Genomic DNA, 17,468 nt, shown 5'->3' on the forward strand with positions numbered 1-17,468 from the left:
TAGTGTTCGGTTAGTCTCCGCTCCGGCTACGCGAAAAAATCCGTAAAATTGCAACAGTAGCTTTTCCCTACCCGGGCCGTTGCCGGCCAGATTTCCCGCTTTGCCGATTCCTTATTCTCTGTATGCATAAACGCATTTTGTTTGCCAGCACCGCCGCGGCCGCTTTACTGGCCGGGTGCCAAGCCTCCAAACCTACCACTGCGGCCAAGTCGCCGACGCTGGAAACGCTGGGCAGCACGGAAGTGCCGGCCTCGGAATTTGCCTACGTCTATCGCAAGAACAATAGCTCGGCCCCGGAATACGGCACCAAGGCCAGCGTACAGGAATACCTCGACCTTTATACCAACTTCAAGCTGAAAGTACTGGCCGCCGAGCAGCGGGGCCTGGACACTACCCAGGCCTTCAAGCGGGAGTTGGAGGGCTATAAGCAGCAGTTGGCCCAGCCCTACCTCACGGAGAAAAGCGTAACGGATAAGCTGGTACGCGAGGCTTATGACCGCCTCAGCAAGGAAGTAAACGCCGCTCATATTCTGGTGCGCGTGCAGCCCGATGCGGCCCCCAAGGATACGCTAGCCGCCTACCAAAAAATCACGGCTCTGCGCCAGCGCGTTACGGGGGGCGAAGACTTCGGCAAGGTAGCCCGCGAAACGTCCGAGGACCCCTCGGCCCGCGAAAACGGGGGCAAGTTGGGCTACTTCACCGCCATGCAAATGGTGTATCCGTTTGAGTCGGTGGCATACGCCACGCCGGCGGGCCAAGTGTCGCAGCCGGTGCGCACGCGCTTTGGCTACCACATTATCAAGGTGAACGATGTGCGGCCGGCCCAGGGCGAAATCAAAGTAGCTCACCTTATGATTCGGGCTACCCCCGGTATGCCCGCCGCTGATTCGGCGACGGCCCGCAAGAAGGTGGATGAGTTGTATAACCGCTTGGCCCGCCGGGGCGAAAACTGGGAAAAGCTCGTTGGGCAGTTCTCGGAAGACGCTGGCTCGGCGGCCAATGGGGGGGAATTGCCGCCCTTTGGTACTGGCCGCATGATTCCGAGCTTCGAAGAAGTAGCGTTTAAGCTGCAGAAGCCCGGCGACATTTCCCAGCCCGTACAGACGCCTTACGGCTGGCACATCATCAAGCTGATAGAAAAGCAGCCCGTGCCTTCCTTTGAGGCTATGGAACCCACGCTCAAAAGCAAGGTGGCCAAAGATTCTCGCTCGGAGCTGAACCGCACCGCCTTCCTTAAGCGCGTACGCACCGAAAATAACTTCACTGAAAATCAAGCTGGCAAAGAGTACGCCTTCGCCAAGGCCGATACTGCCTTGGTAGCGGGCCGCTTCCAGTATACGGCTCCGGCCGCTACCCCCGCCAAAGGTAAAAAGCCCACCGGCGACGCCCAGACGCTGTTCACCATCGGCGGCAAGCCCTACCTAGTATCCGACTTCCTGACTTACGCCCAGCAAAACCAGAAGCCCCGCGCCGACGCCCGTTTTGCCATGCAGCAGCTCTACGACCAGTACGTGGACCAGAGCCTGACCGAGTACGAGAAGGCCAACCTGGAGACGAAGTATGAGGACTACCGCATGCTGGTGAAAGAGTACCGCGACGGTATTCTGCTGTTCCAACTCATGGATGAGAAGGTGTGGAGCAAGGCCATTGAGGACACAGTAGGCCTACAGAAATTCTTCACGGAAAACCAGGCCAAGTATCAGTGGGAGCCTCGCGTGCAGGCCACCGTCATCAGCGCGGCCAGCCCGGAACTGCTGGCCAGAGCTCAGCAGTATCAGAAAGCAGGTCGTTACCAGCTGAAGAACGGGCTGCCAGCTCCGCTACCCTTCCGCACCAATTCGGCCGAATTGCCAGCTACTGTACCTGCCCTAGACGATGTAGCAGCTCGCCTTACTTCTGACCCGACCCTGAGCGTAAACGTGGTGGGCCGAGTGAAGCGGGGCGAAACAGCCGCCCTAGCCCGCCGCCGCGCCGACCGAGTAACTGCCTATCTGCGAGGTAAAGGGGTAACGGCCGAGCGCCTGCGCACCACTGCCGAAAGCAGACCGGCCGCCGCCCAGGTAGCATTCGAACTGATGACGACCAATCCCGCGGCCTTGGAGGAAATGATGAACGGGCAGAATCCTCTGGCCGTGCAGGTGCAGCAACGCAGCTTTCAGAAGGGTGATAACAAAGCCGTGGACCAGTTCCTGACTAGCGCCCCCGGCACATATACCGCTCAGCAAGACGGCCGCTACTACGCCATCATGGTTGAGAAGCAGCTGCCGGCCGGACCCAAAACCCTGGCTGAGGCTCGCGGCCAAGCCACTTCCGACTACCAGAACTACCTGGAGAAAGAGTGGCTCAACCAGTTGCGCGCCCAGTATCCGGTAAAAGTCAACCAGGCTGAAGTTGACAAGCTGGTGACTAAATAAAAGCCACGATAATTCAAGTAACATCATCCTGAGCGCGGCGAAGGACTTTTTCTACCGCTGAACGAGTATCGTAGCAACGACTCGTTCAGTAGTAGGAAAAGTCCTTCGCCGCGCTCAGGATGATGTTTTTCAATTATTCAGTAAAAGGGCACTACGTCTTTATGCAACCTCCAGAACTAAAGCCCGCTCTCTGGATTGTGGTAGCACCAAAAGGGCCTACCCGTTGTTTTTGCCGGAGAAAGGATTTATGATGAAATTTACGGGCGGCTTTTGGCGTTTTGCCTGCTGTCTGGCCTTTGCGTGCGTGAGGTTACGCCCAGGGCATTACGGAACTACTCCATGATTCATTTTTTGCAAGTATCGGCCCGGAAGGTGCTGCTCAGTGCGGCCCTATTGGCCGCTTCTGCCACGGCCAGCTACGCCCAACTGGGCATCGGCCGGCCGGTAGGGCTACGCGTAGTTGACGGCATCATTGCCAAAGTTGATAACCAGATTGTTCTCCGTTCCGACCTGGAGGCCATTTACGCCCAGGAAGAAGCCCGTGCCGAAGGAAAGCCCCTGCCGCCCGATACCAAATGCCGCATTCTGCAGAGCCTAGCTCTAAATAAGCTGCTGCTCGCCAAGGCCGAAACCGACTCGGTAGTGGTAGAAGACGCGCAGGTAAAGGGCGAGCTAGACCGCCGAATGGCGTACTTCATCCAGCAGATTGGCTCCGAGAAAAAGCTTGAAGAGTACTATAACAAGCCTGTAAAGCAGCTCAAAGAGGAGTTGCGCATTCAGGTGAAAGAGCAGCTGATCCAGCAGAAAATGCAGGAACAGATTGCGGGCAAAGTATCGGTAACACCGCGGGAGGTGCGTCAGTTTTTCTCGCGCATGCCTAAGGACAGTCTCCCCTACTACTCCACGGAAGTAGAGGTAGGCCAGATTGTGAAGCTGGCGAAAACCAATTCCAAGGCCAAGCAGCAAACCCAGGCCAAGCTCAATGAGCTGCGTGCCCGTATTGTGGCTGGTGAAGACTTCGCTACGTTGGCCAAGCAATTCTCCCAGGACCCCGGCTCGGCGGCCGAAGGCGGCTACCTCGGCTTTTTTAAGCGCCGGGAGTTGGTGCCAGAGTACGAAGCAGCAGCCCTGCGCCTAGAGCCCGGTGGGTTGTCGCCCATCGTAGAGTCGCAGTTTGGCTTTCACCTGATTCAATTAATTGAGCGCAAAGGCGACTCGTTTAGCACCCGGCACATTCTGCTCAAGCCCGAAACTGGCGCGGCCGATACAAACGAAGCCGCCCAGGAGCTAGCCAAATTGCGCCGCCGCATCCTCGGCGACACCATCACCTTTGCTAAAGCGGCCAAGGACAACTCCGATGACAAGCTAACCAGTGGCAACGGAGGCCTGCTTCAGAACCGCCGTGACGCCAGCACCTACCTACCCCTAGACCAGGTTGATCCGGCCATTTTCTTCACCATCGATACGATGAAAGTGGGCAGCATTACGCCGCCCCTACCCTATCGTACCGATGATGGTAAGGAAGCCGTGCGGATTCTGTGGCTGAAGTCGAACACGGCCCCGCACCAAGCCAACCTCACCGACGACTACCAGAAGATTGCCGCGGCAGCCCTCAACGAAAAGAAAAACAAAGCCCTGGATGCCTGGTTTGCCCAGAACCGCGGCACCGTATATCTCGAAGTGGACCCGGAGTACTCCGGCTGCCGGCTGCTGAATTCCTCGTTATAGGAGCTAGGAGTGCAAAGTCCGGAGCTAGAATCGTCATTCTTCGCTCCGGGCTTTGCACTCCTAGCTCCTTACTTCTAGCTTCTTCTCCTACATATGACATTCGCCTCCGATAAAGAAGCCGCCGACGCGCTGGCCCAGTCCTACCAGAAGTTGCGCCAGGAAATCGGCAAGGTTATTATCGGGCAGGAAGAGGTAGTAGAACTGGTGCTGACGGCCGTCTTTTCGCAGGGCCACTGCCTGTTGGTGGGCGTGCCGGGCCTGGCCAAAACCTTGCTCATCCAGACTATTGCTGATTCGCTGGACCTTTCCTTTAACCGGGTGCAGTTCACGCCCGACCTGATGCCCTCCGACATTGTGGGCTCGGAAACCCTCAATCAGCAGCGCGACTTCCACTTTGTACCGGGACCTATCTTCGCCAACATTGTGCTGGCCGACGAAATCAACCGGACCCCACCCAAAACCCAAGCGGCCCTGCTTGAAAGTATGCAGGAATACGCCGTAACGGTAGCGGGCAAGCGCTACCCCCTGCAGCGGCCGTTCTTCGTGCTGGCCACCCAGAACCCCATTGAGCAGGAAGGAACCTACCCCCTGCCCGAAGCTCAGCTAGACCGATTCATGTTCAACATTGAGTTGGGCTACCCCAGCTACGAGGCGGAACTGCAAATCGTAAAAAACACGACCTCCGATATTAAGCCCACGGTCGGTAAAATCCTGCACGCCGCCGAAATCCAGGCTTACCAACAGCTGGTGCGGCGCGTACCAGTAGCCGACAACGTGGTAGAATACGCCGTGAGCTTGGTGCACAAGACCCGCCCAAATACGGGCCGGGCCGCAGCTCGGGCGTCACAGCTCCTGGAGTGGGGCGCCGGCCCCCGGGCCTCCCAGCACCTGATTGTTGGGGCCAAGTGTCACGCCCTACTCCACGGCAAATACTCGCCTGATATTGAAGATGTAAAAGCCGTGGCCCTGCCCATCCTACGTCACCGCTTGGTGCGCAACTTTAAAGCCGAGGCCGAGGGCGTTACTGTGGAGCAAATCGTAAAAGAACTTCTTTAGCCAGATGAACGGCCCTGAGGCGGACGCCGAACAGCATCCGCTCTGCCGCCATTCACGTTTACCTTTCAACATTCAACTTTTCACTAGTGGAAGCAGCCGGGTACTACCAGCAATTTGAGCGCAACCTCGACATCATTTTGAGCGGCCTGGAGGCTGGCTTGGATATTCGCCCGACGGCACTCGGCACGTCGTTGCCGCTGGAGGTGTATGTGCTGAGCGAGGTGCTGAACCAAGGCGGCGGCCAGTTCCGCCTCACCACGGAAAGTGCCCTGGAGCGCCTGCGCGAGTTCTACGCCCAGTTCCGCCAGAACGAAGCTGACACGGAAGCTCTCATGCAGCGTATTTTGGCCGATAAGAAAGCCGTAATGCGCACGCCAGAAGGTCGCTTGCTCACCAAGGAAATGCTCATTCGCCGACTAGAGTACTTCAACGAAGCCGCCCGCCAAGTAAACGTAATGCGCAACCAACACGCCTTGGGCAGCCCGCCTCAGTCTCGCTCGGGTGTAGGTCTTGAACTGCAAAAATGAATCACGGACTGAGCCGGATTCTTCGGGTTAAATGGCTTCTGTCCTACTTTTGAGCCAGTTATCGGCTCAATAAAAAAGACGCTCCTTGACGGGAGCGTCTTTTTTGTTTTCGTGAGACAACGTATGGCCAGAAAGAAGTCGAAACCGGTGTCCGTGTAACCTGAAGAATCCGCCTCAGTCCGTGATTTAGCTCATTGAGGCCATTGCGTCCTTCCGTACCTTGGTGTTGCCTTCTTTGGAGTGCTTAAGATTTAGCTCGCCGGTGGGCTCCTGCTTTAAGTGGCTGGGCACTTCGTCGCCGTGCGGGCCCTTGGAAATTGTAACGCCGCCATCGACGTAGTAGGTAGCACCGGTAACGTAGCTAGCCTCATCGGAGGCCAAGAACAGGTACACATTTGCCACTTCCTCGGGCGTTCCGCGGCGGCCAAGAGGTACGCCCTGCACCGTCAGCTTCTCCATTTTGGCATCCATTGGGCCGGTTTCCTTATGGGTCCAGGCGGTATCAATGGGGCCGGGGCCCACAATATTGGAGCGCACTCCAAACTTGGCCTGCTCCACGGCCACGCCCCGCTGGAAAGCGTGCACGAAGCCCTTGGTACCACCGTAAGGAGTGTTCTGCGGCTCGCCCATGTGGCCCGCTTCGGAACCCGCCGACACAATGTTACCGTGGGTCTTTTGCAGGTAGGGAATGGCGGCCCGGGTCATCATGAAGTTGGAATAAATATTATTCTTAATCATGTACTCGAACGCCTCCGTGGGGTATTTGTCGATGGTGGAGACGGTGGGGAAGGCGCCGGCATTATTAACCAGAATATCTAGTTTGCCGAACTCATCAATGGCTGCTTTCACGCAGGCTTCGGCGGTTTCCTCGTACGAAATGTCGCCGAGATAGCCGATAGCCCGGCCGCCCTCCGCCAGAATTTCGTCCACTACGTCGCGCACCGGGTCGTCGCCGAGGCCAACGACAACTACAGCCGCCCCCTCCCGGGCAAATTTCTTGCTGATGGCTTCGCCTATGCCTGCGCCGCCGCCCGTTACAATGGCTACCTTATTTGCGAGTCTGCCGAACATAATAGGAAAGAAGAAAAGGTTGAAAAATAGAATGCAGGTACCTGGTTTAGCTGCAGCAGTTCATTTGCAGGTAGTTAGGTTGCATTTTGAACGACAGACCGGCTTCGGGGTTTCCGGACCAACGGGTTGGGGGTAGCGGTTTGGCCGCTGCTGGGCTGTCCGTCGTAGTACTTCCGGCCGTATTGCCCCAAATCATGTACGACGCTGCCCCGCCCCTGCCTAGCCCTTCCGGCGCGCCTTTGCTGGCGGCGCGGCTTACCCTACGGCCTTATCTCCCCTCCGATGCTTCAGCCTTTTACCAGCTGATCCAGGATAATCGGCTTCGCCTCCGACCCGCCTTTCCGGCCCGGGAGGCCAGCGTGCAAACGCCCGCCGATGCCGGGCAGGTGCTGGCGCAGTTCCGGCAGGATTGGGCCGCGGGCCGGCTCTACGTGCTAGGCATCTGGCACACCGCTACTGGCCACTACCTCGGCGACATCAGCCTGAAACCCAATTGGACGGCTCCCGTCACGCTGGAAATTGGGTACTACCTCGCCGCCGCCGCCGAAGGCCACGGTTACGCCCGGGAGGCGCTAGCGGCGGTCGTGGAATTTGGGTTTGGCCCCTTGCGAGCGGCTCGTCTGCTTATTCGCTGCCGCGCCACCAACCCGCGCAGCTGCGCTGTGGCCGAGGCCGTGGGGTTTCAGCCCTTGGCTCCTCGTCCGCGCCCTTGGCCGTTACGGGCCCTGGCTTCCTCCGATATTCTATATTACTACCTAAAGCGCGAGCAGTAACGCAGGAAATTAGCAGGCAATGGTCCAGCTTTGAGGCTTAGCTGGCTAATCGTTCGCGCGCTTGAGCGTGGTCAGCAGAAAGCTCTGGTTGAAGTTCAGGTAGAGCGCAAAGGAGAAGTCGAACAGCCCGTTGTTTAAGTCATACAGCGGCTCGAAGCGCGTAGTCAGCGTCACGTTCCCCGGCAGGCGGTAGTCGCGCAGCACCCGCAGAATCAACAGTTGCCGCTGTTTTTCGATGTAGTCGGGGTCGGCCACGGATACTGAGACAGATTGATACAGCCGCCCACCTATGGGGGAAATGTAGCCGCTACCCTGCCAGTACGCGAGCTGCAGGTTGGAGAGGCGCGTATCGAGCCCGGCGTTCAGGTACAGGCCGGTGCCGCTGGCAAACGGGAGTACGCGGGTAAAAGAGTAATCGGTGAAGTAGGTAACATACCCATCGAAATGCGCGGCTTGCACCAAATGGTAAGGCAATGCCCGCCGGACCCGTACCCCGGTTGCCAAGTTGAACAGGGTTTGCAAGGGCTTATCGATGGTATCGAGCTGGCCACCGCGGTGGGTGGCCGTAAACTGAAACGGCAGCTTTAGCAACCAACCGGTCGAGTCTCCTAGCAGGGTGCGCTCAGCACTGAGGCCGCCGGCTACCTCTTCCTGAAAGTTGCTGAACCGGTATTGCTGCCGCTCCCAGTTCACCCAGGCATCAAGGCGCGACCGGGGCGTTTGGTACTGGTACTGCACGCCTTCTTCCAAGCGGTTCGTTATTACCCGCTCAAAGTCAAACATCGGCTCGATGTAGCCATGATTCAGATGCCCTTCCAAGTTACCGAAAATCAGGTTGTGGTAGCCTTGCCGGTACTTAAGCGTGAACAGGGGCCGCACCTGCCGGAGCCGGGGCGTGCCGTAGTCTTTCCACAGGAACACCCCGGCCTCCAGTCGCAGATTGGCCGACGGAAAATACACCAGCCGGGGCGCCAGCTGGGCCCCGAAATAGGTAAGACCCGGATCAATTTTGTTGAAGTACTCGTTGTCCTTGTTGAATAGAAACCCTTGCACATCGAGGCGCAGCTGCCGCTCGTAGGCGGGCCCCACGGGCAACGTGTACTGAAATGCCCGGTTGTCGAGCTGGGCCCACCCCACAGATATGTTGCCTAGCCCGGCTACCAACGTCAGTATCAGGATGGTAGAAAAGCGCGTGTTTCCCAAAAATTTTAGCACCGGAAAATTCACCTAAACTCAACGAATTTTTTTAGCATTGTGGGCACAAAATATAGCTCAGCCGCGTTACTACTAGCCGACCCGAAAAGGGCCCGGCATGGTAGCCTGAGCCGGCCTGCTGCGCACCTATGTGAGCCGGCCAAAAAGGGCTACATTCACCAAACCTAAGCATTTCCAAACAACCCCTCCTATAGTATGGCTGCAACCACTGACAAGGCCGTCAACGCCAATGCCGAGAAAATGAAAGCTCTCCAGCTGACCCTGGATAAGCTAGACAAGAACTACGGCAAAGGCACCGTAATGAAGCTCAGCGACAACAAGGTGATGGACGTCGAGGTCATCAGCACCGGTTCGCTGGGTTTGGATATTGCCCTGGGTGTAGGCGGCTTGCCTAAAGGCCGCGTCGTAGAAATCTACGGCCCGGAATCGTCAGGTAAAACCACGCTAACGATGCACGCCATTGCCGAAGCCCAGAAAAAGGGTGGCATTGCGGCCTTCATCGACGCCGAACACGCCTTCGATCCGCTGTACGCCAAGAAGCTCGGCATCGACACCGAAAACCTGCTCATCGCCCAGCCCGACAACGGGGAGCAAGCCCTGGAAATTGCCGATCAGCTGATTTCCTCGGGTGCCATCGACATCATCGTTATTGACTCGGTAGCGGCTCTGGTACCGAAAGGCGAACTGGAAGGCGACATGGGTGACTCCAAGGTAGGTCTGCACGCCCGTCTGATGTCGCAGGCTCTGCGTAAGCTTACCGGCACCATCAACAAGACCAACTGCCTGTGCATTTTCATCAACCAGCTGCGGGAAAAAATCGGAGTTATGTTCGGCTCGCCCGAAACGACTACCGGTGGTAACGCCCTGAAGTTCTACGCCTCGGTTCGTCTCGACATCCGTCGGATCGGCCAGATCAAGGAAGACAAGGACAACGTGACCGGTAACCGCACCAAAGTGAAGGTGGTGAAAAACAAGGTAGCGCCGCCCTTCAAGGTGATTGAGTTCGACATTATCTACAACGAAGGCATTTCCAAAGTAGGCGAGATTCTCGACCTGGGCGTTGACATGGGCATTATTGCCAAGTCAGGCTCCTGGTTCTCCTACGATGGCAACCGCCTAGGCCAGGGCCGCGAGGGCGTGAAAACCATCCTCCAGGACAACCCCGACCTAGCCGACAAAATCGAGGCTCAGATCCGGGCCATGGTGAAAGGGGAGCCGGAAGCTGCTTTGGCCGCTATTCCGGAAGACCGCTCCACGGATGAGGACGATGATGCCGCTGACCTGTAAGACTTCCTTGAAGTCTGTTTTTGAAAAGCCCCGCCATTTCTGGCGGGGCTTTTTTTTTGGCTTGGCAGTCAGGGTGCTAGGCTGGACTGTAGCGCGGCTATGAAGCCGGCGAAAGCAAGGCCGGCGGCTACCTGCTCAGACGAGCTACTGTTTTCATACTGGCTATTTCTTGTGCTGTTATAATCCGATTATCTTTGCTGGCACCCCATTTGAGTAGGCACCGGCTACACCCTTATTCGCCGCTTTTACATGATTCGCCGCTGGCTTTTGTTTCCTGTACTTGCGCTGCCGTTGGCAGCGGTCCTGACTGCTTTTGGCCCTTCTTCCGAACCGACGCGCACGGTCCCGAACTCTAGCTTTGAGCGCGGGGAAGTACTTCAATATAAAGTGCACTATGGGCTCATCAACGCGGCCGAGGCCACGATTGAGGTAGACGACGCCGTGCACCGCATTAATGAGCGGCCCTGCTACCGGGCTACCGTTACTGGCCGCACCCTGGGCTCTTTCGATTATTTCCTGCGGATTCGGGATACCTGGCGCTCCTACATCGATACTACCAGCATCCTACCCCAGCGCTTCTTCCGCAACATTGAGGAGAAGAGTTACCGCAAGCGCGAAACCATAGACTTCGACCACCAGCGCGACATTGTCAACGTGGAAAGTCATAAGAAGGACAAGAACGACGTAAAGAAGGGCACGTTCAAAACGCCCAATAACGTCCAGGACCTAGTCAGCGGCTTTTACTTCCTGCGCACGCTCAACTACGACCAGCGCCGGCCCGGGGAAGTAATCAAGGTTCAGGGGTTCTTCGACAACGACGTCTTTAACATGGATGTCATCTACAAGGGCCGGGAAACGGTGGAAACCAAAGCGGGCGTCATCCGCGCCATTCGCTTGGTTCCGAAAATGCCCAGCAACAAGCTCTTTAAAGGAGAAAACGCCATTTCGGTGTATCTCTCCGACGACCGGAACAAAGTGCCGGTACTAATTCAGGCGGAAATGTTCGTGGGCTCCGTAAAGGTGGACATGTACAAGTACAAAGGCCTCCGAAACCGGCTGAATCTGGTGGCAACAAACTGATGCTTTTGTGAAGCGGCTCCCGTTGGGGGCCGCTTTTCTTTTTTAGTGCTCTTCTCAGTCCGACTTCTTTCTACCTGATGCAGACTACCTTAGCTTCCCGACGTCGTCCTACCTTGCTGCCGCCCCGGCCGGTTGCTTCCCCGGTTGCTCCCAAGCCGGCAGTTTCCCTGGTCGACTTCGTGTGGCCGATTCCGCTGCCGGCGCCCTCGTCACCCCGGGCCGCTGGTAATGAAAACGTAATACGCCGGGCCCGGCGACCGGCGGTACTTTTGTCTTCGCGCATTCTGTTTTACCCCAAACCACCTTGTCCTGTGCAGCCAACCGTCACCCCCAACGCGTACAAAATCCTGGTAGTCGATGACGATCCGGACATCGTGGAACTGCTGGAGTACAACCTGCGCAAGGAAGGCTACGAGGTAGCCAGCGCCCCCGACGGCCGCAAGGCCCTGGAAGTAGCCCCGCAATTCGGCCCCGACATTATTCTGCTAGACGTGATGATGCCCCACCTGGATGGCATTGCCGCCTGCCGCCAGCTCCGGGAGTTACCCCGCTTCAAAGACACGTACATTATCTTCCTAACGGCCCGGGCCGAGGAGTTTTCGGAGGTGGCCGCGTTTGAGGCCGGCGCCGACGACTTTATTGCCAAGCCCATTAAGCCCCGGGCCCTGCTCAGCCGCTTAGCCGCCTTCGTGCGCCGCGACAAAGACCCGCAAGTGCAGCTGGATACCATCGAAATTAACGGGCTCAAGATTGACCGCACGGGTTTTGCCGTTTTCCAGGAGGGCCGGAAGATTACGCTGCCCAAAAAGGAGTTTGAATTACTGGCGTTTTTGGCCGCTTCACCCCACAAAGTATTCGGCCGCGACGAGCTGCTCCAGAACATTTGGGGTAACGACGTATTCGTGCTAGCCCGCACCGTGGACGTGCACGTGCGCAAAGTCCGGGAGAAAGTCGGCGACCATCATATTCAAACCATCAAAGGTGTCGGCTACAAGTTTAATACAGACAACTAAGTGAGCTGGTGAAATGGTGAGGTTGATGTTCCGCTAGCCCACTTGCGCAGTGTGTGCAGGTAGAACATCAACCTCACCATTTCACCAGCTCACTCGCTCACCACTTCACCCCATGCGGTTTACGGTTTCCTCGCGCGCTATTGCCGTTATCCTGTCCTTGCTGGTAGCGGCCGTGCTGACCACCTTGGTATGGGTGGCGCCTACCCTGCCCATGCGCGAAGGAGTTTTAGCAGCGGGCGTTACTATAGCAGCGTGCTTTCTGCTGCTGTACTTAATGTTTGAGGCCCTGATTTTCCGGGAAATCAACACCCTGTACGAAGGGCTGGAGCACATCAAGCGCAAGGAATTTCGACGCATGTCGAACAAATTTCTGTTTCGGCCGGAACCACTCAAGCGCATGCGCGACGAGATTCTGGACATGGCCCAGCGCAAGCAGCAGGAAATTGACGAACTCAAGCGCCTGCAAGTGCTACGGCGAGAGTTCCTGGCCGATGTATCGCACGAGCTGAAAACGCCGATTTTTGCGGCCCAGGGCTTTGTGCATACTATTCTTGATGACGAGGATATTGACGAGCACACCCGCAAGAAATTTCTCCAGAAAGCCGCCACCAGCCTCGACGCCTTAGATTCTCTGGTGCAGGACTTAGTCACTATTTCCCAGCTCGAGAAAGGGGTGGTGCGCATGCGCCGCCAGGTGTTCGATATTTCGCAGCTAGTGCGCGACATTTTCGAGCAGCTGGAACTGAAGGCCGCCCGGCGCAACGTTACGCTGGCGCTGGCGCCGCCGCTGCCGAACGCCGAAACTCGCGTGTTGGCCGACCGGAACCGTATTCGGCAGGTTCTGATTAACCTGATTGACAACGCCATTAAGTACGGCCGCGAAAATGGCCACGTCACGGTAGCCGTAGCGGAAAGCGGCAAAGGGGTACGTATTAGCGTGCAGGACGACGGCGAAGGTATTCCGAAGCAGCACCATAACCGCATTTTCGAGCGTTTCTACCGCATCGACAAGAGCCGCAGCCGCGAGTCGCGGGAGGCGGGCGGCTCGGGTCTGGGCCTAGCCATCAGTAAGCACATTGTGGAGGCGCACCGCTCCACCATCCGGGTGCACAGCGAGGTAGGCCAAGGTACTACCCTAGAGTTCAAGCTGCCCAAGCCCCGGGCCGCGGCTGCGGCGCTGGCTGCAAATGCCACCTAAGAAGTAAGTACCTTTGCAGCTCTTATATGAAGCTGCCCCATTTCACTGACCTGATTCTGTTTGAGGACGAGGACTTCGTCATCATCAACAAGCCCCCTTTCTTGGCCACGCTCGACGAGCGGTTTGGCGGGGCGCAGAACATCCTACGCCTAGCGCGGGAGCACTACGACGATATTCAGGCCTGCCACCGCCTCGATAAAGAAACCAGCGGGGCCTTGGCCCTGGCCAAAAACCCGGCGGCCTACCGCCACCTGGCCATGCAGTTCGAAAACCGCGAGGTAAAAAAAGTGTACCACGCCGTAGCCTGGGGCGTGCACGACTACGATGGCCTGCGCGTGGATCGCAGCATTGAAACCACCACCAAGGGTAAGGCGCGCCTGGCATACAAGGGCAAGCCGGCCGTAACGCTGGTGCGCACGCTGGAAGCCTACGCCCGCCACACGTTGCTGGAATGCCAGCCTATTACCGGCCGCATGCACCAGATCCGGCTACACTTGGCGTACCTGCAGGCTCCCATCGTGGGCGATGGCATGTACGGCGGGGACGATTTCTACTTGTCGTCGCTCAAGAAGAAGTTTAACATGAAGCAGGGCGAGGATGAGCAGCCGTTTATTAAGCGGTTTGCCCTGCACGCCGCCCAGCTTACCTTCGCCAAAATGGATGGTGAGCAAGTAACCATTGAGGCCCCCTACCCCAAGGATTTTCGGGTGCTAGTCGATACGCTTCGGCAATATCAGTAGTCGTGGCACTACTAGTTGAAAAAGAGCGGCCCCGTAATTGGGGCCGCTCTTTTTATTTGTTAGCTGGTAGCCCTACAGCTTCTGGAAAATGGCAATGCGCACGGAGTCAGCGGTAGGTTTGCGGCGGTTGCGGGGCATGGCGGCCAGCCACCGTAGCCGGTAGTGCGGGTCATTGCGTAGCGTCTCGAAAGGCACCTGGCCTTCCATCACTGCGTACCAGTCGTCCCAGAACACCAACGTGCCGCTGGGGAGCGGCCAGCTCTGCTCGCGCACGGCGGGCATCAAACTATGACCGGGCCCGAATGGATCGGTTTGCAAGGGCAACGCTAGGTAGGGATGCTGAAACACGACGTGCGGCAAAGCACCCTGACGCCGGGTCCAGCGGGCCGCAGCGTCGGCCAGCAGCTGATCAGAGGGACGGCCAAAGTCTCGCTCCCACCGAAAAGCTGCCCGGGCTCCGCAGAACAGAAAGCCCACCACGGCTACGACTAGGCCCACCAGAATCCGCTGCCGTGCTACCTCCGTGCGGCCCATGTTAGTAACAACGCCTACCCCACGCAAGGCAATCAGGCTTACCAAGGGTACTACGCAACACAGCACCCGGGTAAGCCCAAATGACCCAAAAATCCCGAACGTCCAGAAAATGGTGTGGGCTCCGATAAAGACCACCACGCTGCCATACACCAGCAGCAATTCGGCCGTGAACTTTTCCGGCCGCAGCCGCGTCGCTGGTTTCACCCATTCCCAGAGCATGCGCAGGCCTCCTAGCCAAAACAAGCCGTACAGCACCCATCCTACCGTATTTGGCAGGCTGATGATGAAGTGAGTCCATTGCCCCTGCCCATAGCTTTCATTCCGGACGGGGTAGGCATTATGCGTAAACACCCACAAAAAGTCCTGGTACACGAACAATCCAGCCACCCCGTACACCACAAAGCCCAGCCCTAGCCACAGCAGCGCCCGCCAGTTGCGAGTTACCAGCAAATAGAAGCCGTACACTCCCAATAGGATAAAACCTTCTGACCGGGCAAATGGCAACAGGGAAATTACAGCCGCTCCCCACCGGGCTTGCCCTCGCAGGGCCAGGGCCACGCTGGCTATCAGCACCAAGCTAAAAAGCGGCTCCGTCAGCCCCGAAAATTGAATGCGGAAGTAATCGGGGGAAGCGTAGCAGAACAGAATGGCAAGCCAGGGCCACGGCAGACGCAACGCGCGGGCGGCCCCGTACGCAAACCAGGCCGCCGCAGCCACCAGCAGGCACTGCAGCACCATCACCCCACGGAGCCCCGCCTGCGCCGGAACCGCCATCAACTCCACTACCAAAGGCTTGGACCACGACTCCAAGAAGTTAATGGGGTGCTGAAAGGCGTAGCGGGCGTAGAGGTAGTGGTTGATGCTGTCGCCGGAATCGTAGGTGCCTTCCGTCATAAAGGCTGTAAGCAACGACACGAGCAGCAAGGCAAGCAGGAGGGCGTACGCCCGGCGGCTGGAGGGTAGGGCAACGGCCGGTGCCGAAGGAGAGGTAGAGGGTAGCATAATGGCCGTAAAAGTACACAGCCGTACTGGGGAGGCCACTCTGCAAGTGTTTCAGAGACAATAATTAGCCCCCCGCTTGAATATTCGGGGAAAGACGGTAACTTTGTGTCCGTTTTCCCCGAACCCTGTTCGGCTTCTTCTTCATTTTCAAACGCTTATCCTCCTCCCCAATGGATCATCTGAGCTTCAAGACGGTATCCGTCAACAAAGCCAACGCCAACAAGGGCTGGGTTGTGGTTGACGCCGCCGACGCTACCCTGGGTCGTCTGGCCAGCCAAATTGCCAACATGCTGCGTGGCAAGCACAAGCCCTCCTTCACGCCCAACTCGGATTGTGGCGACAACGTCATCGTCATCAACGCCGACAACCTCCGCGTGACTGGCAAAAAGATGACCGACAAAATTTACATCACCCACTCGGGCTACCCCGGCGGTCAGAAGCGCATCAACCTGCGCGACAAGAAAGCCAAGGACTCGACCCGTGTGATTGAGCACGCTGTTCGGGGCATGCTGCAGGGCAACAAGCTGGGCGCGGAGCAGTTCCGCAACCTGTTCGTGTACGCCGGCACCAGCCACCCCCACGAAGCTCAGCAGCCTAAAGCTGTTTCTCTCACGAATCTCTAAGCCGATTTCGGCCTCTCTTAACTTCTTCACTTAATGGAAATCTCCAATACCTCTGGTAGAAGAAAAACCTCGGTGGCCCGCATTTACATGCAGGCCGGGCAAGGGAATATCACTATCAACGGCCGGGACATCAAGGCGTACTTCGCTAACGAGCTCCTGGAAAACATCGTGAACCAGCCCTTGGCGACGGTCGAGCAAGTCGGCCAGTACGACATCAAGGTAAACGTGCGCGGTGGTGGCATTTCGGCCCAGGCCGAGGCTATCCGTCTGGCCATCTCGAAAGCCCTCGTGGGCGACAACGCGGAGGTTCGCCCCGCGCTGAAAAAAGAAGGCTTCCTGACCCGTGACCCGCGCATGGTGGAACGCAAGAAATTCGGCAAGCGTAAGGCTCGTCGCTCGTTCCAGTTCTCGAAACGCTAATCCCAGAGGAAATCTATCATGGCTCAGTCCACCACATATAAAGAACTGCTTGATGCCGGTGCCCACTTTGGTCACCTTACGCGCAAGTGGGACCCGAAAATGGCGCCGTACATCTTCATGGAGAAGAACGGCATCCATATCATTGACCTGAACAAAACGCTGGTTTCGCTGGAGCAGGCTTCGGCCGCTATCCGCAACATTGCCAAGAGCGGCCGCAAGGTGATGTTCGTGGCAACGAAGAAGCAGGCGCAGGAAATTGTAACGGAAGAGGCCAAGCGCCTGAAAATGCCTTTCGTAACGGACCGGTGGTTGGGCGGCATGCTCACCAACTTCACTACCGTTCGCAAGTCGCTGAAGAAAATGAGCACCATCGACAAGATGGTGAAGGAAAACACCGCTTACGCTGCTCTTGCAAAGCGCGAGCGTCTCATGCTGTCGCGTGAGCGGGAGAAGCTGGAGCGTGTTCTGGGCGGCATCGCCGACCTGAGCCGCCTGCCCGCTGCTCTGTTCGTAGTAGACGTTAAGCGCGAGCACATTGCCGTGAAAGAAGCGCAGAAACTGGGCATCCCGGTTTTCGCTATCTGCGATACGAACTCGAACCCCGAGCTGGTTCAGTTCCCCATCCCGGCCAACGACGACGCTTCGAAGTCTATCCAGCTCATCGTGAGCGTAATGGGTAAGGCTATCGAGGATGGTTTGTCGGAGCGGAAAGTCGACAAGGAAGATGCCGACAAGAAGCAAGCCGAAGAAGAAGGCATCCAGGAGAAGCAGAACGCCGACGAATAGT

At 57.4% G+C, this 17,468-nt stretch carries 16 protein-coding genes; 13 read left to right on the plus strand and 3 right to left on the minus strand.

Annotation, left to right across the window (positions count from 1 at the left end):
• The first annotated feature begins 122 nt into the window (after positions 1-122).
• The 4 genes from MWH26_RS14380 to MWH26_RS14395 all read left to right on the plus strand — a co-directional run bounded on the left by MWH26_RS14380 (position 123) and on the right by MWH26_RS14395 (position 5,725).
• Complete coding sequence (locus tag MWH26_RS14380) at positions 123-2,414, plus strand: peptidylprolyl isomerase (RefSeq protein WP_247974831.1); 2,292 nt, start codon at positions 123-125, stop codon at positions 2,412-2,414.
• 339 nt (positions 2,415-2,753) lie between these two features.
• Positions 2,754-4,142 (plus strand): peptidylprolyl isomerase, encoded by a 1,389-nt coding sequence (locus MWH26_RS14385; RefSeq protein WP_247974832.1) that lies wholly within the window; start codon positions 2,754-2,756, stop codon positions 4,140-4,142.
• Positions 4,143-4,235: 93 nt separating this feature from the next.
• Positions 4,236-5,198, plus strand: coding sequence for an AAA family ATPase (locus tag MWH26_RS14390; RefSeq protein ID WP_247974833.1), 963 nt, complete (start codon positions 4,236-4,238; stop codon positions 5,196-5,198).
• Between the two features lie 86 nt (positions 5,199-5,284).
• Positions 5,285-5,725, plus strand: coding sequence for a hypothetical protein (locus tag MWH26_RS14395; protein ID WP_247974834.1), 441 nt, complete (start codon positions 5,285-5,287; stop codon positions 5,723-5,725).
• A 186-nt stretch (positions 5,726-5,911) separates the two neighbouring features.
• Here MWH26_RS14395 and MWH26_RS14400 read toward each other — a convergent pair whose 3' ends face one another.
• Positions 5,912-6,796 carry an SDR family NAD(P)-dependent oxidoreductase gene (locus tag MWH26_RS14400; RefSeq protein ID WP_247974835.1) on the minus strand — a complete coding sequence of 295 codons (885 nt, stop codon included), beginning with the start codon at positions 6,794-6,796 and terminating at the stop codon, positions 5,912-5,914.
• 86 nt (positions 6,797-6,882) lie between these two features.
• Between MWH26_RS14400 and MWH26_RS14405 the strand changes: the two genes are divergently transcribed.
• Positions 6,883-7,569, plus strand: coding sequence for a GNAT family N-acetyltransferase (locus MWH26_RS14405; RefSeq protein ID WP_247974836.1), 687 nt, complete (start codon positions 6,883-6,885; stop codon positions 7,567-7,569).
• Positions 7,570-7,614: 45 nt separating this feature from the next.
• On the opposite strand, the gene MWH26_RS14410 is transcribed toward MWH26_RS14405, so the two are convergent.
• Positions 7,615-8,772, minus strand: coding sequence for a lipid A deacylase (locus MWH26_RS14410; protein WP_244697305.1), 1,158 nt, complete (start codon positions 8,770-8,772; stop codon positions 7,615-7,617).
• A 207-nt stretch (positions 8,773-8,979) separates the two neighbouring features.
• Here MWH26_RS14410 and recA point away from each other — a divergent pair, with 207 nt between their 5' ends.
• The 5 genes from recA (at position 8,980) to MWH26_RS14435 (ending at position 14,102) form a co-directional block, all read left to right on the plus strand.
• Positions 8,980-10,071: a recombinase RecA gene (gene recA, locus MWH26_RS14415; RefSeq protein ID WP_247974837.1), complete on the plus strand. Its 1,092-nt coding sequence runs from the start codon at positions 8,980-8,982 to the stop codon at positions 10,069-10,071.
• A gap of 291 nt (positions 10,072-10,362) precedes the next feature.
• On the plus strand, positions 10,363-11,151 hold the full coding sequence (locus MWH26_RS14420; protein WP_247974838.1) for a DUF3108 domain-containing protein: 789 nt from the start codon (positions 10,363-10,365) through the stop codon (positions 11,149-11,151).
• 311 nt (positions 11,152-11,462) lie between these two features.
• Positions 11,463-12,164, plus strand: coding sequence for a response regulator transcription factor (locus MWH26_RS14425; RefSeq protein ID WP_244698704.1), 702 nt, complete (start codon positions 11,463-11,465; stop codon positions 12,162-12,164).
• Between the two features lie 112 nt (positions 12,165-12,276).
• Positions 12,277-13,362 (plus strand): sensor histidine kinase, encoded by a 1,086-nt coding sequence (locus MWH26_RS14430; RefSeq protein ID WP_247974839.1) that lies wholly within the window; start codon positions 12,277-12,279, stop codon positions 13,360-13,362.
• A 26-nt stretch (positions 13,363-13,388) separates the two neighbouring features.
• Positions 13,389-14,102, plus strand: a complete 714-nt coding sequence (locus MWH26_RS14435) for an RluA family pseudouridine synthase (protein ID WP_247974840.1) — start codon at positions 13,389-13,391, stop codon at positions 14,100-14,102.
• Between the two features lie 72 nt (positions 14,103-14,174).
• Here MWH26_RS14435 and MWH26_RS14440 read toward each other — a convergent pair whose 3' ends face one another.
• Positions 14,175-15,638 (minus strand): hypothetical protein, encoded by a 1,464-nt coding sequence (locus MWH26_RS14440; protein ID WP_247974841.1) that lies wholly within the window; start codon positions 15,636-15,638, stop codon positions 14,175-14,177.
• 170 nt (positions 15,639-15,808) lie between these two features.
• Here MWH26_RS14440 and rplM point away from each other — a divergent pair, with 170 nt between their 5' ends.
• The 3 genes from rplM to rpsB are packed head-to-tail and all read left to right on the plus strand — an operon-like array spanning position 15,809 to position 17,467.
• Entirely contained in the window at positions 15,809-16,261 is a 453-nt protein-coding gene (gene rplM / locus MWH26_RS14445) for a 50S ribosomal protein L13 (protein WP_247974842.1), read from the plus strand.
• 33 nt (positions 16,262-16,294) lie between these two features.
• Complete coding sequence (rpsI, locus tag MWH26_RS14450; protein WP_188556112.1) at positions 16,295-16,681, plus strand: 30S ribosomal protein S9; 387 nt, start codon at positions 16,295-16,297, stop codon at positions 16,679-16,681.
• A gap of 18 nt (positions 16,682-16,699) precedes the next feature.
• Positions 16,700-17,467 (plus strand): 30S ribosomal protein S2, encoded by a 768-nt coding sequence (gene rpsB / locus MWH26_RS14455; RefSeq protein ID WP_188556111.1) that lies wholly within the window; start codon positions 16,700-16,702, stop codon positions 17,465-17,467.
• Position 17,468: the final 1 nt, after the last annotated feature.

The organism is Hymenobacter sublimis, from assembly GCF_023101345.1.
In the GTDB taxonomy this organism is placed as follows: Bacteria; Bacteroidota; Bacteroidia; order Cytophagales; family Hymenobacteraceae; genus Hymenobacter; species Hymenobacter sublimis.

Excerpts from the sequence above, each read along its gene's own strand:
- MWH26_RS14380 (WP_247974831.1), top strand. The coding sequence starts at position 123 with ATGCATAAACGCATTTTGTTTGCCAGCACCGCCGCGGCCGCTTTACTG.
- MWH26_RS14385 (WP_247974832.1), top strand. The coding sequence starts at position 2,754 with ATGATTCATTTTTTGCAAGTATCGGCCCGGAAGGTGCTGCTCAGTGCG.
- MWH26_RS14390 (WP_247974833.1), top strand. The coding sequence starts at position 4,236 with ATGACATTCGCCTCCGATAAAGAAGCCGCCGACGCGCTGGCCCAGTCC.
- MWH26_RS14400 (WP_247974835.1), bottom strand. The coding sequence starts at position 6,796 with ATGTTCGGCAGACTCGCAAATAAGGTAGCCATTGTAACGGGCGGCGGC.
- recA (WP_247974837.1), top strand. The coding sequence starts at position 8,980 with ATGGCTGCAACCACTGACAAGGCCGTCAACGCCAATGCCGAGAAAATG.
- MWH26_RS14430 (WP_247974839.1), top strand. The coding sequence starts at position 12,277 with ATGCGGTTTACGGTTTCCTCGCGCGCTATTGCCGTTATCCTGTCCTTG.
- MWH26_RS14435 (WP_247974840.1), top strand. The coding sequence starts at position 13,389 with ATGAAGCTGCCCCATTTCACTGACCTGATTCTGTTTGAGGACGAGGAC.
- MWH26_RS14440 (WP_247974841.1), bottom strand. The coding sequence starts at position 15,638 with ATGCTACCCTCTACCTCTCCTTCGGCACCGGCCGTTGCCCTACCCTCC.
- rplM (WP_247974842.1), top strand. The coding sequence starts at position 15,809 with ATGGATCATCTGAGCTTCAAGACGGTATCCGTCAACAAAGCCAACGCC.
- rpsI (WP_188556112.1), top strand. The coding sequence starts at position 16,295 with ATGGAAATCTCCAATACCTCTGGTAGAAGAAAAACCTCGGTGGCCCGC.
- rpsB (WP_188556111.1), top strand. The coding sequence starts at position 16,700 with ATGGCTCAGTCCACCACATATAAAGAACTGCTTGATGCCGGTGCCCAC.